The 18,025-nt window shown below is 45.1% G+C and carries 17 protein-coding genes; all 17 read left to right on the top strand.

Translation table 11 applies throughout. From position 1 onward, the window contains the following. Window positions 1-10 precede the first annotated feature (10 nt). Entirely contained in the window at window positions 11-1,486 is a 1,476-nt protein-coding gene (locus O3602_RS09320) for a phage portal protein (RefSeq protein WP_371611583.1), read from the top strand. Next, on the top strand, window positions 1,458-2,987 hold the full coding sequence (locus tag O3602_RS09325) for a minor capsid protein (RefSeq protein ID WP_371611560.1): 1,530 nt from the start codon (window positions 1,458-1,460) through the stop codon (window positions 2,985-2,987). The genes O3602_RS09320 and O3602_RS09325 overlap by 29 nt, the downstream gene beginning before the upstream one ends. A 1-nt stretch (window position 2,988) precedes the next feature. Next, window positions 2,989-3,198 (top strand): hypothetical protein, encoded by a 210-nt coding sequence (locus tag O3602_RS09330; RefSeq protein WP_371611561.1) that lies wholly within the window; start codon window positions 2,989-2,991, stop codon window positions 3,196-3,198. Beyond that, window positions 3,195-3,608, top strand: a complete 414-nt coding sequence (locus tag O3602_RS09335) for a GTP pyrophosphokinase (protein ID WP_371611562.1) — start codon at window positions 3,195-3,197, stop codon at window positions 3,606-3,608. The genes O3602_RS09330 and O3602_RS09335 overlap by 4 nt, the downstream gene beginning before the upstream one ends. A gap of 341 nt (window positions 3,609-3,949) precedes the next feature. Next, window positions 3,950-4,543, top strand: a complete 594-nt coding sequence (locus O3602_RS09340) for a DUF4355 domain-containing protein (protein WP_371611563.1) — start codon at window positions 3,950-3,952, stop codon at window positions 4,541-4,543. Window positions 4,544-4,559: 16 nt separating this feature from the next. Further along, window positions 4,560-5,444 carry a phage capsid protein gene (locus O3602_RS09345; protein WP_371611564.1) on the top strand — a complete coding sequence of 295 codons (885 nt, stop codon included), beginning with the start codon at window positions 4,560-4,562 and terminating at the stop codon, window positions 5,442-5,444. Between the two features lie 18 nt (window positions 5,445-5,462). Next, window positions 5,463-5,828 carry a phage head-tail connector protein gene (locus O3602_RS09350; RefSeq protein WP_003017849.1) on the top strand — a complete coding sequence of 122 codons (366 nt, stop codon included), beginning with the start codon at window positions 5,463-5,465 and terminating at the stop codon, window positions 5,826-5,828. A gap of 13 nt (window positions 5,829-5,841) precedes the next feature. After that, window positions 5,842-6,120 (top strand): hypothetical protein, encoded by a 279-nt coding sequence (locus tag O3602_RS09355; RefSeq protein ID WP_371611565.1) that lies wholly within the window; start codon window positions 5,842-5,844, stop codon window positions 6,118-6,120. Further along, window positions 6,117-6,461 (top strand): HK97-gp10 family putative phage morphogenesis protein, encoded by a 345-nt coding sequence (locus O3602_RS09360; RefSeq protein ID WP_371611566.1) that lies wholly within the window; start codon window positions 6,117-6,119, stop codon window positions 6,459-6,461. The genes O3602_RS09355 and O3602_RS09360 overlap by 4 nt, the downstream gene beginning before the upstream one ends. Before the next feature lie 3 nt (window positions 6,462-6,464). Then, a complete protein-coding gene (locus tag O3602_RS09365; RefSeq protein ID WP_049483494.1) occupies window positions 6,465-6,830 on the top strand; it encodes a hypothetical protein in 366 nt (121 codons plus the stop codon). Between the two features lie 16 nt (window positions 6,831-6,846). Next, entirely contained in the window at window positions 6,847-7,428 is a 582-nt protein-coding gene (locus tag O3602_RS09370; RefSeq protein WP_371611567.1) for a phage major tail protein, TP901-1 family, read from the top strand. Window positions 7,429-7,495: 67 nt separating this feature from the next. After that, window positions 7,496-7,972, top strand: coding sequence for a tail assembly chaperone (locus O3602_RS09375; RefSeq protein WP_371611568.1), 477 nt, complete (start codon window positions 7,496-7,498; stop codon window positions 7,970-7,972). Between the two features lie 317 nt (window positions 7,973-8,289). Further along, window positions 8,290-12,990, top strand: a complete 4,701-nt coding sequence (locus tag O3602_RS09380) for a phage tail tape measure protein (RefSeq protein WP_371611569.1) — start codon at window positions 8,290-8,292, stop codon at window positions 12,988-12,990. Between the two features lie 9 nt (window positions 12,991-12,999). Beyond that, a complete protein-coding gene (locus O3602_RS09385; protein ID WP_371611570.1) occupies window positions 13,000-13,863 on the top strand; it encodes a phage tail domain-containing protein in 864 nt (287 codons plus the stop codon). 15 nt (window positions 13,864-13,878) lie between these two features. Next, on the top strand, window positions 13,879-17,181 hold the full coding sequence (locus O3602_RS09390) for a phage tail protein (protein WP_371611571.1): 3,303 nt from the start codon (window positions 13,879-13,881) through the stop codon (window positions 17,179-17,181). A 10-nt stretch (window positions 17,182-17,191) separates the two neighbouring features. Beyond that, entirely contained in the window at window positions 17,192-17,404 is a 213-nt protein-coding gene (locus O3602_RS09395; RefSeq protein WP_371611572.1) for a hypothetical protein, read from the top strand. Window positions 17,405-17,410: 6 nt separating this feature from the next. Further along, window positions 17,411-18,022, top strand: a complete 612-nt coding sequence (locus O3602_RS09400; RefSeq protein WP_371611573.1) for a hypothetical protein — start codon at window positions 17,411-17,413, stop codon at window positions 18,020-18,022. Window positions 18,023-18,025: the final 3 nt, after the last annotated feature.

Genomic DNA, 18,025 nt, shown 5'->3' on the forward strand with positions numbered 1-18,025 from the left:
TCAATTTATCATGACGGCCGAAGATTTTGAAACGATCGAATACGAAGGCCAGAAATGGATCGAACGCCTTAAAAACTATATCGGGACGCACAGATCCGAGCAATTGGACCGACTGAAAGAGCTCAAGCGTTATTATCTCGCCGATAATAATATCAAGTACCGCGAAGACAAAAGCGATCCATACAGCGCAGATAATCGGATTGCGAGCGACTGGGCGAAGTACATTGCTATTTTTGAACAAGGCTATATGCTGGGGAACCCGGTCGAATATAAGAACGAAAATGCGGAGATTCAAAAACAGATTGACCAGTTTTCGAAGCAAAACAACGAAAAGGACCACAACGTCGCGATCAAGACAGATCTCGCGATCTATGGCCGTGCTTACGAGCTTTTGAACGCGTACCGAGACAAAGACGGTTCGGTCTGGGTCAAGCTCTATCGTATGGATCCAGAACAGACGTTTGTCATTTACGATGATAGCTACGAGCAACGTTCTTTGATGGCTATCAACTACTACTCTATCAGTTATGGTAACGGACACAAACGCGATTTTGTAAAAGTCTATACCAGTAACGCTATTTATGAGTATGTGGACGATAACCAAGACACGGACACGCTTCATCTCAAGGATACGAGCGAGCATTTCTTTAATGGCGTACCAGTAAATGAGTTTAGCAATAACACGGACCGGACAGGGGCGTTCGAAGCCGTGCTCGACTCTATTGACGCTTACGACTTATCACAGTCAGAGCTTGCAAACTTCCAGCAAGACAGTAACGAGGCTCTTTTGGTTATCTCCGGGAATCCGTTCACGGGCGTAGAAGACAAGGACTTCATGGAAGACGGTCGCGTCAATCCAAACGGACGGCTTGCGGTATCTCAAGCCTTTAAGAAAGCGAAGATCTTGATTCTCGATGATAACCCGATCCCGGGTGGATCGAGTCCAAACGCGAATTATCTCGTTAAAACATACGACACAGCCGGGGCGGAAGCATACAAGGAACGGCTAGTAAATGATATCTTACGCTTTACCTTCACGCCAGACACGACAGATAACAATTTCGCAGGAACGCAATCGGGCGAAGCTATGAAATATAAGATGATGGCAGCGGATAATTACCGAGGCAAACAAGAGCTTTTGTTTGAAAAAGGCCTCATGCGTCGTTTGCGTCTCGCGGTCAATATCTGGAAGATCAAGGGCAACGACTCCGACAATTACAATCTTATCAATGAGACGGACGTTGTATTCACGCCAAACTTGCCACAAAATGACGCTGAAATGGTCGCTATTGCGAAAAATCTCTATGGCGTGGTAAGCGAACAAACGATCGTCGAGATCCTTGAGCAAGTGACTGGGGTCAATGCTGAAGCTGAATTGAAGCGTATGAAAGAAGAGACGGAAAAAGCGCTTGAAATGCTCCCACGAATCGAGCCACAAGCCGGCGAGGTAGCGACAGATGAAGAAATTGAAGATAAGCGCCCATGATGAATACTGGGAAGCACGCGCCCGGGAGATATTCGAATACGTTGACCGGAAAGACATAGACTTTTTCGCTGAGTTAGAAAAAACTTACCGCAATGAGGCGGTAAGGCTTCAAAAGTCGTTGTTTGACTTTTACACAAAGTACGCTGAAGATCACGAACTCACTTACCAAGACGCAACGAAGCGCCTTCGAGGTGAGGATCTTAGCGACTATGTGGATAATGCGACGCTATACCGTGAGCAAGCCGAAAAGGATCCAGAGCTATTGAAGCGATTGAATCAACAATACGCGTCAGCTCGAGCGATCAGAATTGAGGCTTTGCAGTTGGAAGCTATCCACAGGCTCGGAGTGCTCACAGGAGCGCTTCACAAGAGCTTCGAAAGGTATTTATTCAACGTCGCGGAATACGCGTATAGAAAGGCAATGGGAGGCCGTACAGGCGCGGTCAATCGTCCAGCGTTTGAAGAGATTATCAAGACGCCCTTTAATGGTCGGAATTATTCTGAGCAACTTTGGGGCAATACTGACAGCCTCGCGCAAAAACTGAAAGAAGTATTCAAACAAGGTTTCATACGTGGAGACAGTCCGCAAGAGATGGCCCGCGAAATTCGAAAAGAATTCAACGTGGCACGCTCGCGAGCTGAAACGCTAGTAAGGACCGACGCGACGGCTGTCATAAATCGGGCCACTATCAAGCGTTACCAAAAAGCCGGGCTTGAATACTATCGGATCTTGGTCGTGCTAGATGATCGGACAACTCAAATTTGCCGGCGAATCGCGCAAGAAGACAAACTCTATAAGCTAGAGGACGCGCAAGTCGGGGTGAATATGCCCCCGTTCCATTATAATTGCCGGTCTACGATCATGCCGGTTGAAGAAGAACTGAATGAAAGTGTTGAAAATAATTCAAACGAAGTGTATAATTTAAGTATGAGGGAAGGAACGGCTGAATACCACAGTAAACAACTTTTCGATCATATTTCAAAGGTAGAGCCGAAAATCACAAGCGATATGCAACGCATTGCCGGCAAGGGCAAACTTGCTGGGCTTGAATTTCGAAAGAAAACGGTAGAGTCTTTAACTCGTAAAATTATAACAGATAGCCAAACTGAAAATATAAGTTTATCAAAAGCTGCAAGTGAAATTAACGACGCTTTGCGGTATACGACTATTTTCAATTCAGATACTTTTGAAAAAGAGTATTCGAAGATGAAACAAGATCTTATTACAGAGGGGTATAAAGTTGTAAAGGTAAAAAACACTTGGTTAATAGACGGGCCGTATAAAGGCGTGAATACAGTCGTTGAAAAAGACGGAATCAACTTTGAAATACAATATCATACTCGGGAAAGTTTTGACTTGAAAAATGGTCCCTTACATAAGCTATATGAGAAGTATCGTGATACGAATACATCTGATCGAGAACGCATGAAATTATTTAAAGAAATGCTTGGTTTAAGCAATGGGCTTAAGATTCCTAAAAATATAGAGAGGGTGAAGTGATATGAAAGATATTAGATACTACCACACAACGACGAACAATGCTCAAGTGCTTCGTTTAATTGATGGTGTCATGCAAGTCTTTGACATCGAAAAAAAGTGGGTTGATAGCATTGATTGGTTTAATAAAATCTTTTTCAACGACTTCACGGATTTTGAAGAAATTTCAGAAAAGGACGCGTTTACTTATATTGATAAGTTGGTAGCAGCATGATTGATATTGCCTTAGCTATCGCTAAAAAAGCCCATGCAGGGCAAGTAGATAAAGCTGGCGTTGATTACATACAGCACCCCCTCTATGTGGCTAGTCAAGTCAAAACTGAACAAGAAAAAGCTGTTGCTCTTTTGCATGATGTAATTGAGGATAGTGATATAACTGTTAATGATTTACTGGTTTCGGGTTTATCAAATGAAGTTGTTACAGCAGTACAAATTTTGACAAAGGAAAAAGGTCAAAGTTATCAAGAATATCTTGAAAAGGTAAAATCTAATAACTTAGCAAGAGTTGTAAAACTTGCTGATTTGAAACACAACTCAGATTTATCGCGTTTGAAATCTGTTACTGATACAGATTATGAGCGTGTTAAAAAATACAAAAACGCAATTCATTACTTAAGCACTTAGAATCATCTAGGTGCTTTTTTTATGCTCAAAACAAGAAAGGGTGATAATGATTAATATCTGGGATATGGTATCGTACACAGCGGGCCTTTTCTGCTTTGCTTTCTTGGTGATAGCAGGCTGGGCCGTGATCGCTGGAATGATCGAAGGTATCATAAAGAGCATTAAACAGTCACGAGGTGACAAGGATAAGTGATCGGAGGTGATCCGGTATCTTGGCAAGCGGGAATAGACCGCTTTTTTTGTTGTCCAGACTATGCGGAAGACGTTAAAAGCTGCATTGTTTCGTCGCCGGACGTAAAGCGAGAACAATCGATTGACGGCGTAACCGTCGGAGGAAAAATATGTCAGAAAATACACAAGCAGTTGAGACTGAAGCTATTGAGCAAGACGTCACTCAAGAAGAACAAGTCGAAACCAAGCAGGAAAAGGCAGAACGTACCTTTACACGCGCAGAGTTTGGAAAAGCAATCGCAGCCGAAGTTGCCAAAGCCCGCGCAAGCTGGGAAGCAGAGCAAGCTGAAGCAATCGAAAAGGCCAAAAGCGAAGGCGAACGCCTCGCAAAGCTGACCAAAGACGAACGCGCAAAAGAAGAGGAAGCGAAACGGATCCAAGCGATCGAAGAACGCGAGCGAGCTCTTGCGATCAAAGAAATGCGCGTGGCCACTCAAACGCTATTGAGCGAAGAAGGACTTCCGGGCGAGTTTATCGATTTTGTGATCGATGAGACAGCGGAAAGCACAAAAGAGAAGATCGGCACTTTGCGACAAATCTTTGATAAAGCAGTAGAAGCCCGCGTCGATGAACGTTTGACACAGAAAGCACCTCGCAAGGGTACGGGCCCAGTATCTATGACGAAAGCGGAGATCATGGCTATTGAGAACGACGAAGAGCGTCAAGCAATGATCGCTGCAAACATTGGACTATTTAAAAATTAGAAAGGGCTATTAAAATATGGCTGAAACAAAACTAACAACCATGACAGATCTTGGCGAAATTAAGTCCATTGATTTTGTCAACAAATTTTCTAAAAATATCAACGACTTGCTTCGACTTTTGGGCGTTACACGTCGCCAAGAGTTGACAAATGACCTCAAGATCCAAACTTACAAATGGACAGCGGACGTTGACACAACTAAAACCGCTGAAGGTGAAACAATTCCGCTTTCTAAAATGACACGCGCGAAAGACCAAGAATACACAGTAGAATGGTTCAAAAAACGCCGTGCTGTATCAGCGGAAGCGATCGCACGTCATGGTGCGTCACGCGCTATCACAGAAGCAGATACACGCTTGCTTCGCGAAATTCAAAACGGAATCAAGGACGACTTCCTAGCTTACCTTAAAAAGACTAAAACGAAAGTTAAAGGGAAAGGACTTCAACAAGCTCTTGCAAATAGCTGGGGCAAATTGACTACTTTCAACGAGTTCGAAGGCTCTCCGCTTGTTTCTTTCGTTAACCCGCTTGACGTGGCTGAATACCTTGGATCAACAGCCGTTGCGTCTGACGCTTCAAATGTTTTCGGGTTCACACTCTTGCAAAACTTCCTCGGTATGCAAAACGTTATCGTTATGCCGTCATGCCCACAAGGCAAGATCTATACAACAGCCGTTGAAAACCTTGTTTTCGCTTACCTAAACGTTGCTGGTGGTGATCTTGGCGGATTGTTTGCGGATTTTACCGACGAAACAGGTCTTATCGGTGTGGCGCGTGATCGTCACTTGAATAACTTGACTTTCGAGTCTGTATTCTTTGGCGCTAACGTTCTCTTTGCTGAAATTCCGGACGGTGTCGTGGAAGCTACAATCGAAGCTCCAACTTCAGCGGTAGCAGCCTAGTTTTAGGAGGCTTGAGCGATGACAGCAATCAATATCGATCAAGTAACGGAAGAGCTTCGCTTGCTGAAAGGTATTCCCAAAGCTGACCAAGAACAAGACGATCTTTTGACCCTTATTGTACGGGATAGCTTCGAGCGTATGATCGCTTACGTCAATCAATTCTCGGACACAGCACTTGAGGAATTGCCCGGAAGCGTGGCTTATATCCTTCGAGACGTTGCCGTCAGTCGCTTCAACCGTCTAAACTCGGAAGGCGCGACAGCGGACAGCGAGGAAGGCCGGAGCTTCACTTGGGAGTCTAGCTATCTAACAGATGAACATAAGGCCGTATTGAAAGGCCTTGCGGTCAAACACAACGCCCGCGGAATCGCTCGATTCATTTAAAGGGGGCGCGTGTATGATCTATAACGAACGCGTGACTTTGATCTTTGAAGAAGAACCAGAGGACGAATTGCTCGAGAGCACGGAAACGAAAAAGAGTTTCCCGGTCCCTTGTATGCGAAATTCATTGTCTAACTATGAGATGATGGGACTCTATGGTAAGTACGATTTTAATTCGTTTAAATTGCACTTACAGGGCACTTATAAGGGCTTCTCGGAAGTGATTTACAACGGTCAAAGACTCAAGATCAAGGGCAAGAAATATCATCATAATAGCACGGTTATTTACTTATGAGCTTTTCATATACAGTAAAAGGGCTGGACAAGTTCATGCGAAAGGTCCAAAACAAGCCACGGGAAGCGCGTCGGGCTGTATCGGCAGAATTGAAGCGATCGGCCTTGCGTGTGGAACGAAAAGCCAAGATGAAAGCGGCAGTCGATACCGGCTTCATGCGAAACGGGATCTTTGTCGCTCGGGTGGGTATGTTACGTTATAAGGTAACGTCGCCCGCGGGCTATTCGGTCTATGTGGAGCTTGGAACTCGGAAGATGAAGGCCCAGCCGTTCCTTGGTCCAGCCGTTAAGGAAGAAAGCGAAGTGTTATTTAAAAACCTTCGTAAAATGTTTAGGAGGTGATTCATGGCAAACGAAACGCCTTCAGTTAAAATGCTCGCAGATTTACGCGAAAAACTAAAACCACTCAATATTCCGATCAAATTTAAGCTACCAAAACAAGACACACTCGAGCCGTTTCTTGTGATCGGGCAATCTAGCTCGGACACGTCCAAAACAGCTCAAACGGGGCTTATAATCGAGGATATGAGCGTTCAAATTGATATTTTCTTACCGGGCACGGAAAGCCGGGCCGGGGTCGAGAAAGTCAAGTCTGAGGCCCTTCGCAGAATCGGCCACAATCGCAATGTAAACGCGAGCGTACTCTTAGACGATACGGTAGGCCGGGAAGTCTATCATATTGTCATTGCATTAACAGACACAATTTTTTAAAAGGAGCACTTATTAAATGGGTGAAGCAGAAGACAAAGCAAAAATTAAAATTACGATCGCAAAACCGATCGTAGGTAAAAAAGTATTTTACTTTATTCAATCAATCCACGCCGAAAAGGGTAACGGAGCAATGCTTCCGGCTTACCGTACAGACGGGACCACGACAATGGGTGGCGAATACATTGACGAACAAACTCAACAAGGGCGTTTGTTGGAAAAAGCAACCGATGAACACTCTATCGAGTTAACTCAATATTTCGCGCCTAAAGACCCTTCAGTTCAAACTGTATTGGACGCACAAAAAACCGGTGAATCTTTGAAGATCTGGCGTGTTATCGTTGACGATAGCGTCAAAGAGACTTCAACCGGCAAAGACACTTACCCAGCTCAATTTGGTTATGGTAAGATCACAGAAGACGTTGAATTTACTGACGCGATCGATGGATTCGTTGAATTGAACTATACAGTCGGTATCGTTGGACGCTTGCGCGATGGTAAGTTCCCATTGTCAGCAGACGAAATTGCAATGTTAAACGACGTTTACGAGTATCAAAACCCGGGCGAAACAACAGGCGATTACAACAATATCACACGCTAATTTTTCAAGCAAAGGGGCCTCAGAAGCCCTTTTGCTTTTATTTTTTTGACAAAAAAGGAGTTATTCAATGGAATTTACAGTAGGCAGTCGCGCAATCGAGATCAAATTTGATTATATGACCATGTACAAGGTCAATCGTGACTTGGGATCTCAAGGCCCAGACGGATCACGCAATGAAGACGGTGTCGGTGCTCTATTCCTTCGCGTTGTGGATCGCAACGATTCGGCTCTAGTGGATCTTATCAAGCTATGCGCAAGCAAGAAAGCGAAAGCCGTAAGCGATGAAGAAGCGATCAAAGCAATCGCGGACAAGATGGAAGAACTCGGAGCAGAAAGCGCAGAGCCACTTTTTGAAGCACTAGAAGAAGAAATGGTGGAATCTGGTTTTTTCAAAGAGAAAGTTTCGAAATACTTAGAAAATCTCGAGCTGGGATTGAAGTATCTCAAAGCCAAAGCAGAAACAGCGGAAGACAAGGCGCAAGCGGAACTTCAGATCGAGCAGACGGAGGCGCAAATTGGGCGCTTGAGAAACGCAATCTCTTAATAGAATGTGCGCGTTTGGGTCTGACTGACCCGAATATTATTTTTTCATGTACGAAAAATGAGCTCGACGCAATTCGCGAGGGCCTTTACTATCGAGCGATCGAAGAGAGGGAAAACCTCGTCGAGCTTGCTTTTAACTTACGTTATACGCTAAACGCTAAAAAAGCGGACTTTGGCAAGTTGAGCAAGAAAAAAGATCGTGAAAAGGTCCGACGCCTATTCAGACAACGCGAAGAGCGCGGAGACTCAAAAGGTATGCTTGAGAAGATCGAGCGTCTTAATGAACATTTCAGAAATAGATAGATAGGAGGTGGGGCGATGGCTTTTGATGGATCGATCGAAGCGTTAATCGGCGCGGACTTAACCGGGTATGAAAAAGCGATGAGCGACGTCGTGAGTTCGACGCGTAAAGCATTTCAAAACGCGGCACAGGAAGCGTCAAAGAGCGCAAATCAAATGATTCGTGAAGTCGGGGAATTAATGAACCGGCTCGCAAACAGTAACCAGAATATCGGATCCAAGATCGGCCAAGGATTGACCGGCGGGTTCAAAATCGCCCTCGGAGAGCTACAGCGTATCTCTTCAAACATCGGCGCAAAATTACCTGACCCCATACGGAAGGCATTTACTCGTGTTTCAAGTGACATTAAGTCAGTCTTAAGCACGATGAAAAATGACGTCTCAACTATTGGGGCCAGCATTAATTCTAAAATCAAAAAAGCGTTTGACTTTAATATTTCAAACGCGATCAAATCGCCAAAGAGCGCGTTTGCTGAGATGGCAAACAGCGTCGACTCTATGGCAAGCCGGATCAGTTCCAAAGTCCACAGTATCGGCTCGGTCTTTACTAATTCGGCAAACAATATGTCCGGATCGTATAAGACGGCTTTCGGTGCGATTGGGGACTCTATGGCCCGGCTCGAAGCTCGTATTCAGTCGGTGGCTGGAAACATTACGAGTGCGCTTGGTCAAAAGGTATTGAACCCGATCAACTCTTCATGGTCCAGTATGTTTTTGAACTTGACCAGCAAAGCGAACAGCTTCGCGGATCGGGTCAAAAACTCGTTCGGTGGTCGGATCCTTTCTTCCGTCAGCAATCTTGCTAGTACTGTAAGTGGACGACTCGGGAACGCGTTCCAGACGGCCGGACAGAAGGCAGTCGGAGCGTTGACGGGTATCGTAAGCCACACAGACAGAGCAACGAGCGCGTCAACAAACTTGTTGAAACAAGTTCTCGGGGTGGCTGCTGCTTACAAACTCTTTGACCTTAGTAAACAAGCAATCAAGAGCACTGTTTCAAAGGCCGCTGAGTTCGAAGCCAAAATGAGCAATATCAAGGCCGTTACTGGTGAGAGTGAAGCGACGATGAAGAAATTCAACGACGCTGCAATCAAAGCTGGGGCAGATACAGCCTTCAGCGCCGCAGAAGCAGCGGACGCGATCGGCGAACTTGCAAAAGCCGGGGTATCGACGAAAGATATCTTAAACGGTGGTCTTACCGCGTCCCTTAACTTGGCCACAGCTGGGGAATTGGACTTAAAAGAAGCCGCTGAAATCACGTCGACAGCATTAAACGCGTTTAAACGCGACGGCATGACGGCCACACAAGCAGCAAACCAACTCGCGGGAGCTGCTAACGCGTCAGCGACAGACGTTCACGAGTTGAAATATGGTCTTTCAATGGTCGCTCCGGTAGCGTCTGGGCTTGGCTTATCGTTCCGCGATACCACGAACGCCCTCGCAGTATTCGCTCAAAACGGACTTAAAGGGTCCGACGCCGGAACGTCTCTTAAAACTATGCTTATGAATCTGCAACCGCAGACGAAAGCACAAACGAACATGATGAAAGAACTTGGTATCATTACGGCCGATGGCTCGAACCAGTTCTTTACGGCTGAAGGTAAAATCAAGTCATTCGCTGAGATCTCGCAAGTATTGAAAGATCACTTGGGTGGCCTTACCGACGCAGAAAAACAAATGGCCTTGAAAACCATGTTCGGTACCGACGCAGTGCGTGCTGCAACTATCGCGATGAACGAGGGAGCAGATGGCGCAAACAATATGCAAGCAGCTATCGATAAAGTCACGGCGGCACAAGTTGCGGCTGAAAAACTCAACAACTTAAAAGGGGCCGTCGAGGCTTTGAGTGGATCTTGGGAAACACTTCAAATTAAAGTCGGAACGGCAGTCCTTCCAGTCCTTACGACACTCGTCAAATGGATTGACAAGCTAGTTGATAAGCTATCCAACTCACAAGGACTACAAAAATTCTTAGACGCTCTAAACTCGTTAAACCCGGCATTGAATCAATTCCTTAACGGAACTAAAATGACCGACGAGCAGGCAAACAAGTTTAAAGGCACCATGCAAGCAGTGACCCCAGCCGTGACGGCCCTTGTGGGTGCGTTCGCGTTTGGTCCAGCGGTGCGCGGTATAAAAATGTTATCTGGTGCTATTGGTCCAGTTGCAAGCTCAATTCTTGGATTCGGAACAATTGCTTCTAATGCGTTTGTGACAGCTGGTGAATCTGTTCTCGGTTTTGGTAGAAAATTGGGAGGGGTTCCTAGAGTTCTAGGCCGTGTTTCCGGAGAAGGATTAGGAATTTTGTCCATGATGTCAAGTGGGATCGCAAACGTTATGGGAATTGCCCTCGCGTCAATTGGTCCGGCTGCTATCTTGGGGCTTGTTCTTGCTGGTCTTGGCCTGATTAACCAACAATTCGGGAAACAGATCGATCAGTTGATTACCACAGTAACGACTAAAGGGCCGATGATTATTCAAAACCTTGTAAACGGGATCACTAGTCAATTACCGAGCCTAATCGCTTCGGGTGCTGATCTAGTGGCTAAACTCGCGCAAGGTTTTGCGACAATGTTCCCGGTTATCGTTAACGCTGGGATCCAGTTGATCGGTAGCCTCGTTCAAGGTGTGGGCCAAAATGCAGGATCATTGATCTCGTCCGCGGTAACTGTTATCGGGACCTTGGTCAATAGCTTACTTTCAGCATTACCACAATTGCTCGCTATTGGTATGCAGTTACTTCTTAGCATTACGGAAGGGATCTTGCAAAACTTACCGCAGATCCTTACAACGGCGCAACAGATCGTAACTAACTTTATTACTAATATGCAAGCGCAATTCCCGCAGATCCTTCAACAAGGTATTCAAATTTTGATGAATGTCGTCCAAGGGATCATTCAAGCCTTACCAACGATCATCGATATTGCGACACAAGTCATTGTCGGATTTATTCAAACGATCTTGTCAAACTTACCAACGATCTTGCAAGGTGGTATTCAGCTTATCGTGGCGCTTGTCCAAGGGCTTATTAACGCCTTGCCGAAGATTGCACAGTCCGGCGCGCAGATTATCGGTCAACTTATCATGGGACTTGCTAAAGCCTTGCCTCAACTAGCTATGGCCGGCTTGCAATTGATCGTCCAACTTGCAACGTCATTGATTACTGGTATTCCTAAGATTGTAGGCGCTGCATGGGATATCATCAAGGGCTTCGGTGGTGCATTGCTTAACTTCATTCCGAACGCTCTGAAAGGCGTTGCGGACGCGGTCGGTAACTTCTTTGGTGGGATCTGGGATTGGATCTCCGGTAAGTCAGAAAAAGGCGGGGCGAAGGTTGAAGCGACAATCGGAGCAACAGCGGATCATATTTCAGCTAAGAGCTCGGAAACGACCGCGAAAGTAAGCTCTGACGCAACGACCGCGAATACTAACGTCAGTACAAATTATCAGCAAATGCAATCGAATGTCAGCACGTCAACGAATACGATGACCGCGGACGTATCGAACAACATGATGAACCTTGCGAATAGTACGATGACAAGCACAACGACTATGCAACAAGGTGTATCAACGAATTTCGGTATGATGAACGCTGACGGCACCATGAATATGCAACAGCTCGCAATGAATACCGATACGTCGTTCAACCAAATGAACGCGAACGCGACAGCTCAAACGGGCCAAATGAACACGGGCGTAGTAAGCAATATCAGCCAGTTAAATGCTAATGCAAGCTATCAGATGGATCAGCTCCTTAATAACGCCAACGCGAGCACAGCGGGCGTGAATACAGCAGCTAACACGAACGCCCAACTTGCGAATTCTGGAGTAGTGAGCAACTTTCAACAAATGCAAGCAGGCGCAACGACGGCTACAAATACGATGGCGAATAATGCACAAGCTGACTTTGCCAAAGTAACGCAACAAGCCCAACAATCGAGCGCGCAACTCTCACAAGCAGTTACCACGAATTACCAAAATATGCAGAAGACTGTTACAAGCGAGATGAACGCGACAGCTCAAGCGGTACAAGCTGGGCTTAACAAGATCTCACAAGTGAGTTCTTCGGCTGGTAAACAGCTAGAAAGCGCGTATAAGTCAACGTTCCAAAGCGTGACAAATAGCGCTAAAAGCGGTATGCACGCGTTTACTAGTACCATGCAATCAAGCATGACGCAAGCCGTTTCGCTTACTAGGTCAACTTGTGCTCAGATTTCCGCTTCGTTCGGCTTGCTTCCGGCTATGCTTCAAATGGTCGGTTTTAATGCTGGCATTGGTCTATACAATGGTCTTGCTTCAATGGCTGGGTCGCTCTATGCGCTCGCTTCTAGTATCGCTTCAAATATCGCTTCGGTTATGCGTTCGGCGTTGAGTATTCACTCGCCGTCCCGCGTCATGAAAACGATCGGGGGCTTCACGGGTGAAGGTCTCTATATCGGTATGAAAGACTGGGTCGGTGATATTAAGGCAATGTCCAAACAATACGCGCAAGCTATCACAGATCAAGACTATCAGACTAATAGCGTATTGACCACAAGCGCGAGCGTGACAAGCTCGGGCGTCCGTTCATCTCTTGAGGACTTGAGCGATGAGGTTAAAAATTCGCAACTTTCGAACCAAAAATTCGAAGTACATAACGAGATTGTGGGAGATAAGATCTATACCACGATTAAAGAAAAAGACGCGAGAGAAAAGGCGCTGGACGCTTATTTCGCGTAAGGGGGAACGATGGACTTATTAATTGAAAAAGACGGCCAAAGCCAGAAACTTTCTGGCCTTGGTCTTTACAATATCACGGTCGAAGATTCGCCCCCGGCCGTGGAACTATCAAGGCGAACCGTTAAGGGGCGCAATGGTTATATTTTCGACGGCTTGACTTATACCGAAAAGAAAATCTCCGTCACAGCAAGGCTTTCAGCGGGTTCTATGGAGGACTTTCTAAACAAAAAGGACGAAATTTCTCGCTGGGTCTTGGGTGACGATAGCTTTTATATTACCAAGCTATACCAAAACGTAAACAATATTTACGACTTCCAGACTCCGGGGCAGACGACGGGCGATCTCAATATCGCCCAGTTGCCACACGCAAACTGGAAGTATCGTTATAACGTTGTGGGCGATGGTCAAATCGAGTTTGACTTTATCGGCAATTCTGAAGCTGGTATCAAGTACAATGTTTCGTTTTCGTTTGTAACGGCTACGCTTCCGTATGGCGAGACAGTTCCAAGGGATCTCGCACTTTCAGCGAACAGCTTCCCATATAACGGCACGGCCCCACTTAGTCAGCTAGAGGTTCCGTTTGTTGTGGAATTGACCGCAAACGCTGATAATACTGATTTTTTCCTTGAGATTGACGGCCGTCGGTTTACTTATCGACACACAGAAACGCCTTTAAGATCGGGCCAGAAGCTCCTTTTAAAAGGCGTTGAGACAGCAATCTATCAAGGACCGGCCACGCAAGATCTAAACGTCAATAACCGGACGAATTACGAATATTTCGTTATTAGGCCAAAGCCTAACCGGTCGATTAATTGGTTTACTAATTTCAAGGGGACCGTCAAGATCCTCGGATTTAAAGAGCTGTATCGCTAGAGAGGAGGTGGATCATTGATTACTTTTTACGACGAAAGGGGCAACGGATACGGAGCCCAAGTCGAATTGACAACAAAAAATGCAGTAAATGGCGAGCGATCAATCTCGGGAACGATTGTATCTAACAAGCAAGTTCTTTCGCGATTAGATCGGGGGTGGAGCTTTACTTTCGATGGCGAGCTCTATAAGATCATTTACGCCAAGCCAAAAGACGAAGGAAAAAATATTTCGCTATCTTTTGACGCGGTCCACCAGTTCTTTTACGATTTCGAGCACTCAAATTGTTATCAAGAGTTTAATGGTTCAAATCGCTTTGAAGTTTATATCGAAGCGATTTTCAAGAATAGCGGGTATCGTTACGTCATCGAGGCACAAGCGGGGGCGATTCGAAAAGAGAATTTCGGGAACACGAAACGTCTTTCCATGTTTAAAGATATCATCAAGGCAGCGGGGCTTGAGTTCTCGGTGACTGGGAAAGTTGTCCGGATCGTGAAGAAGGTCGGGACGGATCTTTCGACCGTGGTCCGGAAAAATTTCAACATGAACGAGCTCACACTCGAAAAGAATATCGGAGCGTTTATCACTTACAAGAAAGGCCTTGGTGCGTGGAAAGACGAAAACAACCATGACGCAGGCCGATATACTTCAGAGTATGAAAGCCCACTCGCTCGAATTTATGGCCGTATTGAGGGCGAGCCCGTAACAGATGAGCGTTACAAAGACACAGGCAAGCTCTTAGAACGGCTAAAGAAAGAAGTCGACGAGTCCTATTCGATCTCGATTCAACTTGATATGGAAGATCTCACGCAAGCCGGATATAAGTACACACGGCCACGCGCTGGTGACTATATCATGGCTATTAATGAGACGATCGGGTTTCGTGAAAAGATTCGTATCGTATCTTACGAAAGCTCTTACGACGTCACAGGCCGGCTCTTGTCTCACAAGGTAACGTGTAACGATATTGGGACTGTACAGAAAGCGATCACGTCGGAAGGCTCGATCATGCGAAGCGTTTCTGAATCGAGAGAGTACGCTGAAGGGGCTCTTGAGGTGGCTACACGGGCGCTTGTTTCCGCAAATAGTAAGAATACCAACTATTACGGCACAACGAAGCCAAAAGACGAGCCAAGAGGTACGCTCCACGAAGGCGATCTCTTATATTTAACCGTAGGAGAGGAAACAGAGCTCTATTATTGGTCAGGTACGGAATGGCTTCCAAAGATCCTCAAAGTCGATACGTCAAAGATTGAAAAAATAGTCTCCGACGCTCAAACCTCAGCAAATCAAGCTATCGCGCAAGCGAACGCAAAAGCTGACGAATCCTTAAAAAAAGCTGGAACAAGTGCTGATTTAGCCAAAGAAGCGAAAGCAATCGCAAACGAGAACGTTAAGAATTTAAACACGTTCAAGGTGACGGCAGAACAGGCTCAAACACGATTAAGTCAAGATGTTACGACCTTTAGAAATGAATATGGCTCTAAAATGCTAGAAGTCGATCAAACGACAGCAGGCATTAAAACCAAAATCGGAGAAATAACATCATTTATTGATAAAGACGACCAACGTCAAGAAGAATTGAAGCGATACGCTCGAGAGGAAACAGCTAGTTTATCGACCACTATTCGCGAGACCTTATCGCGAGATTATGTCGCAAAGAGTACCTTTACAGAAAATGCTGAAGGTACAAGACAACGTTTTGAAGCTCTAACTAGAGATAACGAAGCTAAACTAGCTGAGTTTAAACAAGGTATTGATGGCCAGTTGACCACATTATCTAGTCAGATTGCTGGAAAAGTCAATGAAACAGACTTCCAAAAAGTTAAAGAAACATCTCTACTCTATGAGCGTATTATCGGTACGTCCGAAACAGACGCACCCGATAAGCTATCACGGCTTGTAATGAGTAGTGAGATTTTCCAGACCGAGGTTGGAAAATATGTCACAGATGATAATAATCTGATTGTAAACTCAATGACCATGTCCACTAATACGCTTGTCGGAAACAACAATCCAAATGCAAACGTATCTGTGAGTGATGGTATTTTTACAATTAAGGCGCAAGGTTTAACAGGCTATAACTGGACAGGGTTCTCTCTTCCAATTTACGTTAAAAAAATATACCACGGTGAAACTTACACGTTAGGGTTTAAGTACCGTATTAGGGAATATCCAGACAGTTCTTTTGCTTTTAATGTCAAGAACCACGGATTAAATAAAATCCTTTTATCGTCTGACATTGGAAAAAATAGACCCCCTCTAAACGAGTGGCAAGAGTTCCAAAAAACTTTCACAGTTCAAGAAGACTTTGCCTTCGGAGAAGACGTGAACTACCCATTTTATATCTATTTGGCCAAGAATGGCTGGGTAGAATTTAAGGAACCTATTTTGGTCCGCGGATCGAATACCGGACCATACAAGCCAAGTCAGTTTGATGATGCTTATAAGGCTAGCAATAGAGCGAAAGAACTTGCTAGCGACGCACAAGCAAAAGCAATCCAAGTTGCAGAACAGGCCAAACAGGCCAAAGAAACGGCGGAAGCTACACGGACTCAAGTCACACAGCTTGCGGGGTCTTGGTCGGTCCGTAACCTAAACAGCGCGGGGGACGTGCTGGGACAGTTAAACCTCAACCCAGACGGCTCAATCAGGATCAACGAGGGCTTGCTTTCGGTTGGTGAAAAAACCATTATCAAAAATGGTGTGATTAAAAAATCCATGATTGGCAATGCTCAGATCGGGACAGCACATATCTCCGAGATCGACGCTAGTCAAGCAAGGCTTATCAATGTATCGGCAAAGAATATCGTAGCAGACGGGCTGACCGCAAACATTATCAAGGGTGGCACGTTATCATCATTGAATGGTATTACCGACTTCAACTTACAGACTGGTTGGATTGAAATGAACAAGGAAGGCGTAGGAATTAAAAATCAATTCGCAAACCGTCCATTACAATACTTGGTTTTTGGATCTGGTAGAATCTCAGGAAAAGATGGATCGTACACAGCGCTCATGTCTAACTCACGGAAACACATCAAAATGGACGACGGGTCGGCTGGGATCCAGATCTGGAATGCGAACGACAATACAACAGCAGTCAATATCTACGGCGACTTAGTTGAGTTTATGTACAACGCAAATGACCCAAAATCAATTGCAATAAACACAGTCGATAATACAATCCATAATATCGAGGATATTATCATTAAAAATAAAAATCTTGTGAAAATACTAGATAACATCTTTGATAACTTCCGAAATTTGGACGATGGCAGAAATTATACAAGAGGTGGGTATTATAAATATTGGAGATAGAAAGGACACCATGAACACAACAGATAAAATCATCAACAATCTCGCTATTAAATTTGCTAACGAAGCTATCGAAAATGCGAATTACAAAGCGTATTTTGAAGAAGCTCAAGCGCAACTCGAACAAGCACAGAAACAAATAGCGCGTGTTAACAGCGTTTTAGACAGCGACACAGCACTCAAAGACCTCTTTGATGAGGCCTCTCAAAAACTAGAAAAGGAATAATAAAACATGGAATTTAAACTTATTAACAAATACATGCAAGAAGAAGGACGCACTTTCGTTTCAATCCGTTCGGCTAACCCTTACACAGCCTTTGAGCGTGTTTTGATTGGTGACCGCACGAACGAATCAGATGAAGTGCTGATCCAAGCCGTACTCGGTCAAGTAGCGACCGAATTAAACCCAGCCGATGGTGTGAAGAAATTGCAAGAGGACTTGCATACACAAGCGCAAGAGTACGAGACTAAACTCGCTGAGAAAGATACTAAAATCTCAGAAGTTAAGTCAGTAGCAGACTGGGCAGTTTTGGCAGCGGTAACCAACACGGAAAGCCCACTTGATCCAACACTTTATGCGCGTGGTTTGGAATTGGTCGAAGCTGGTCAAGCTGGTAAGACTTACAAACCTTACGAAATCTTCACGGTTAATAACCCGAACTATACTCCAAAATATGGCGAGGGCCAACGTGTGTTAGTCCAAGTAAATCAAGATTTTACTTACAACAACGAGACCGTGACTGATCTTGAGGGATCACTCTCACAAAACGGCAAGCTGGCAGTTTGGAAGTGGACAGAACCAAAACCATCTAATACTGATTTAGAAACTCAACCCGTCCAGTAAGCT

Origin of the sequence: Streptococcus sp. 27098_8_186 (assembly GCF_041432055.1) — a bacterium.
GTDB classification, from domain to species: Bacteria; Bacillota; Bacilli; order Lactobacillales; family Streptococcaceae; genus Streptococcus; species Streptococcus dentalis.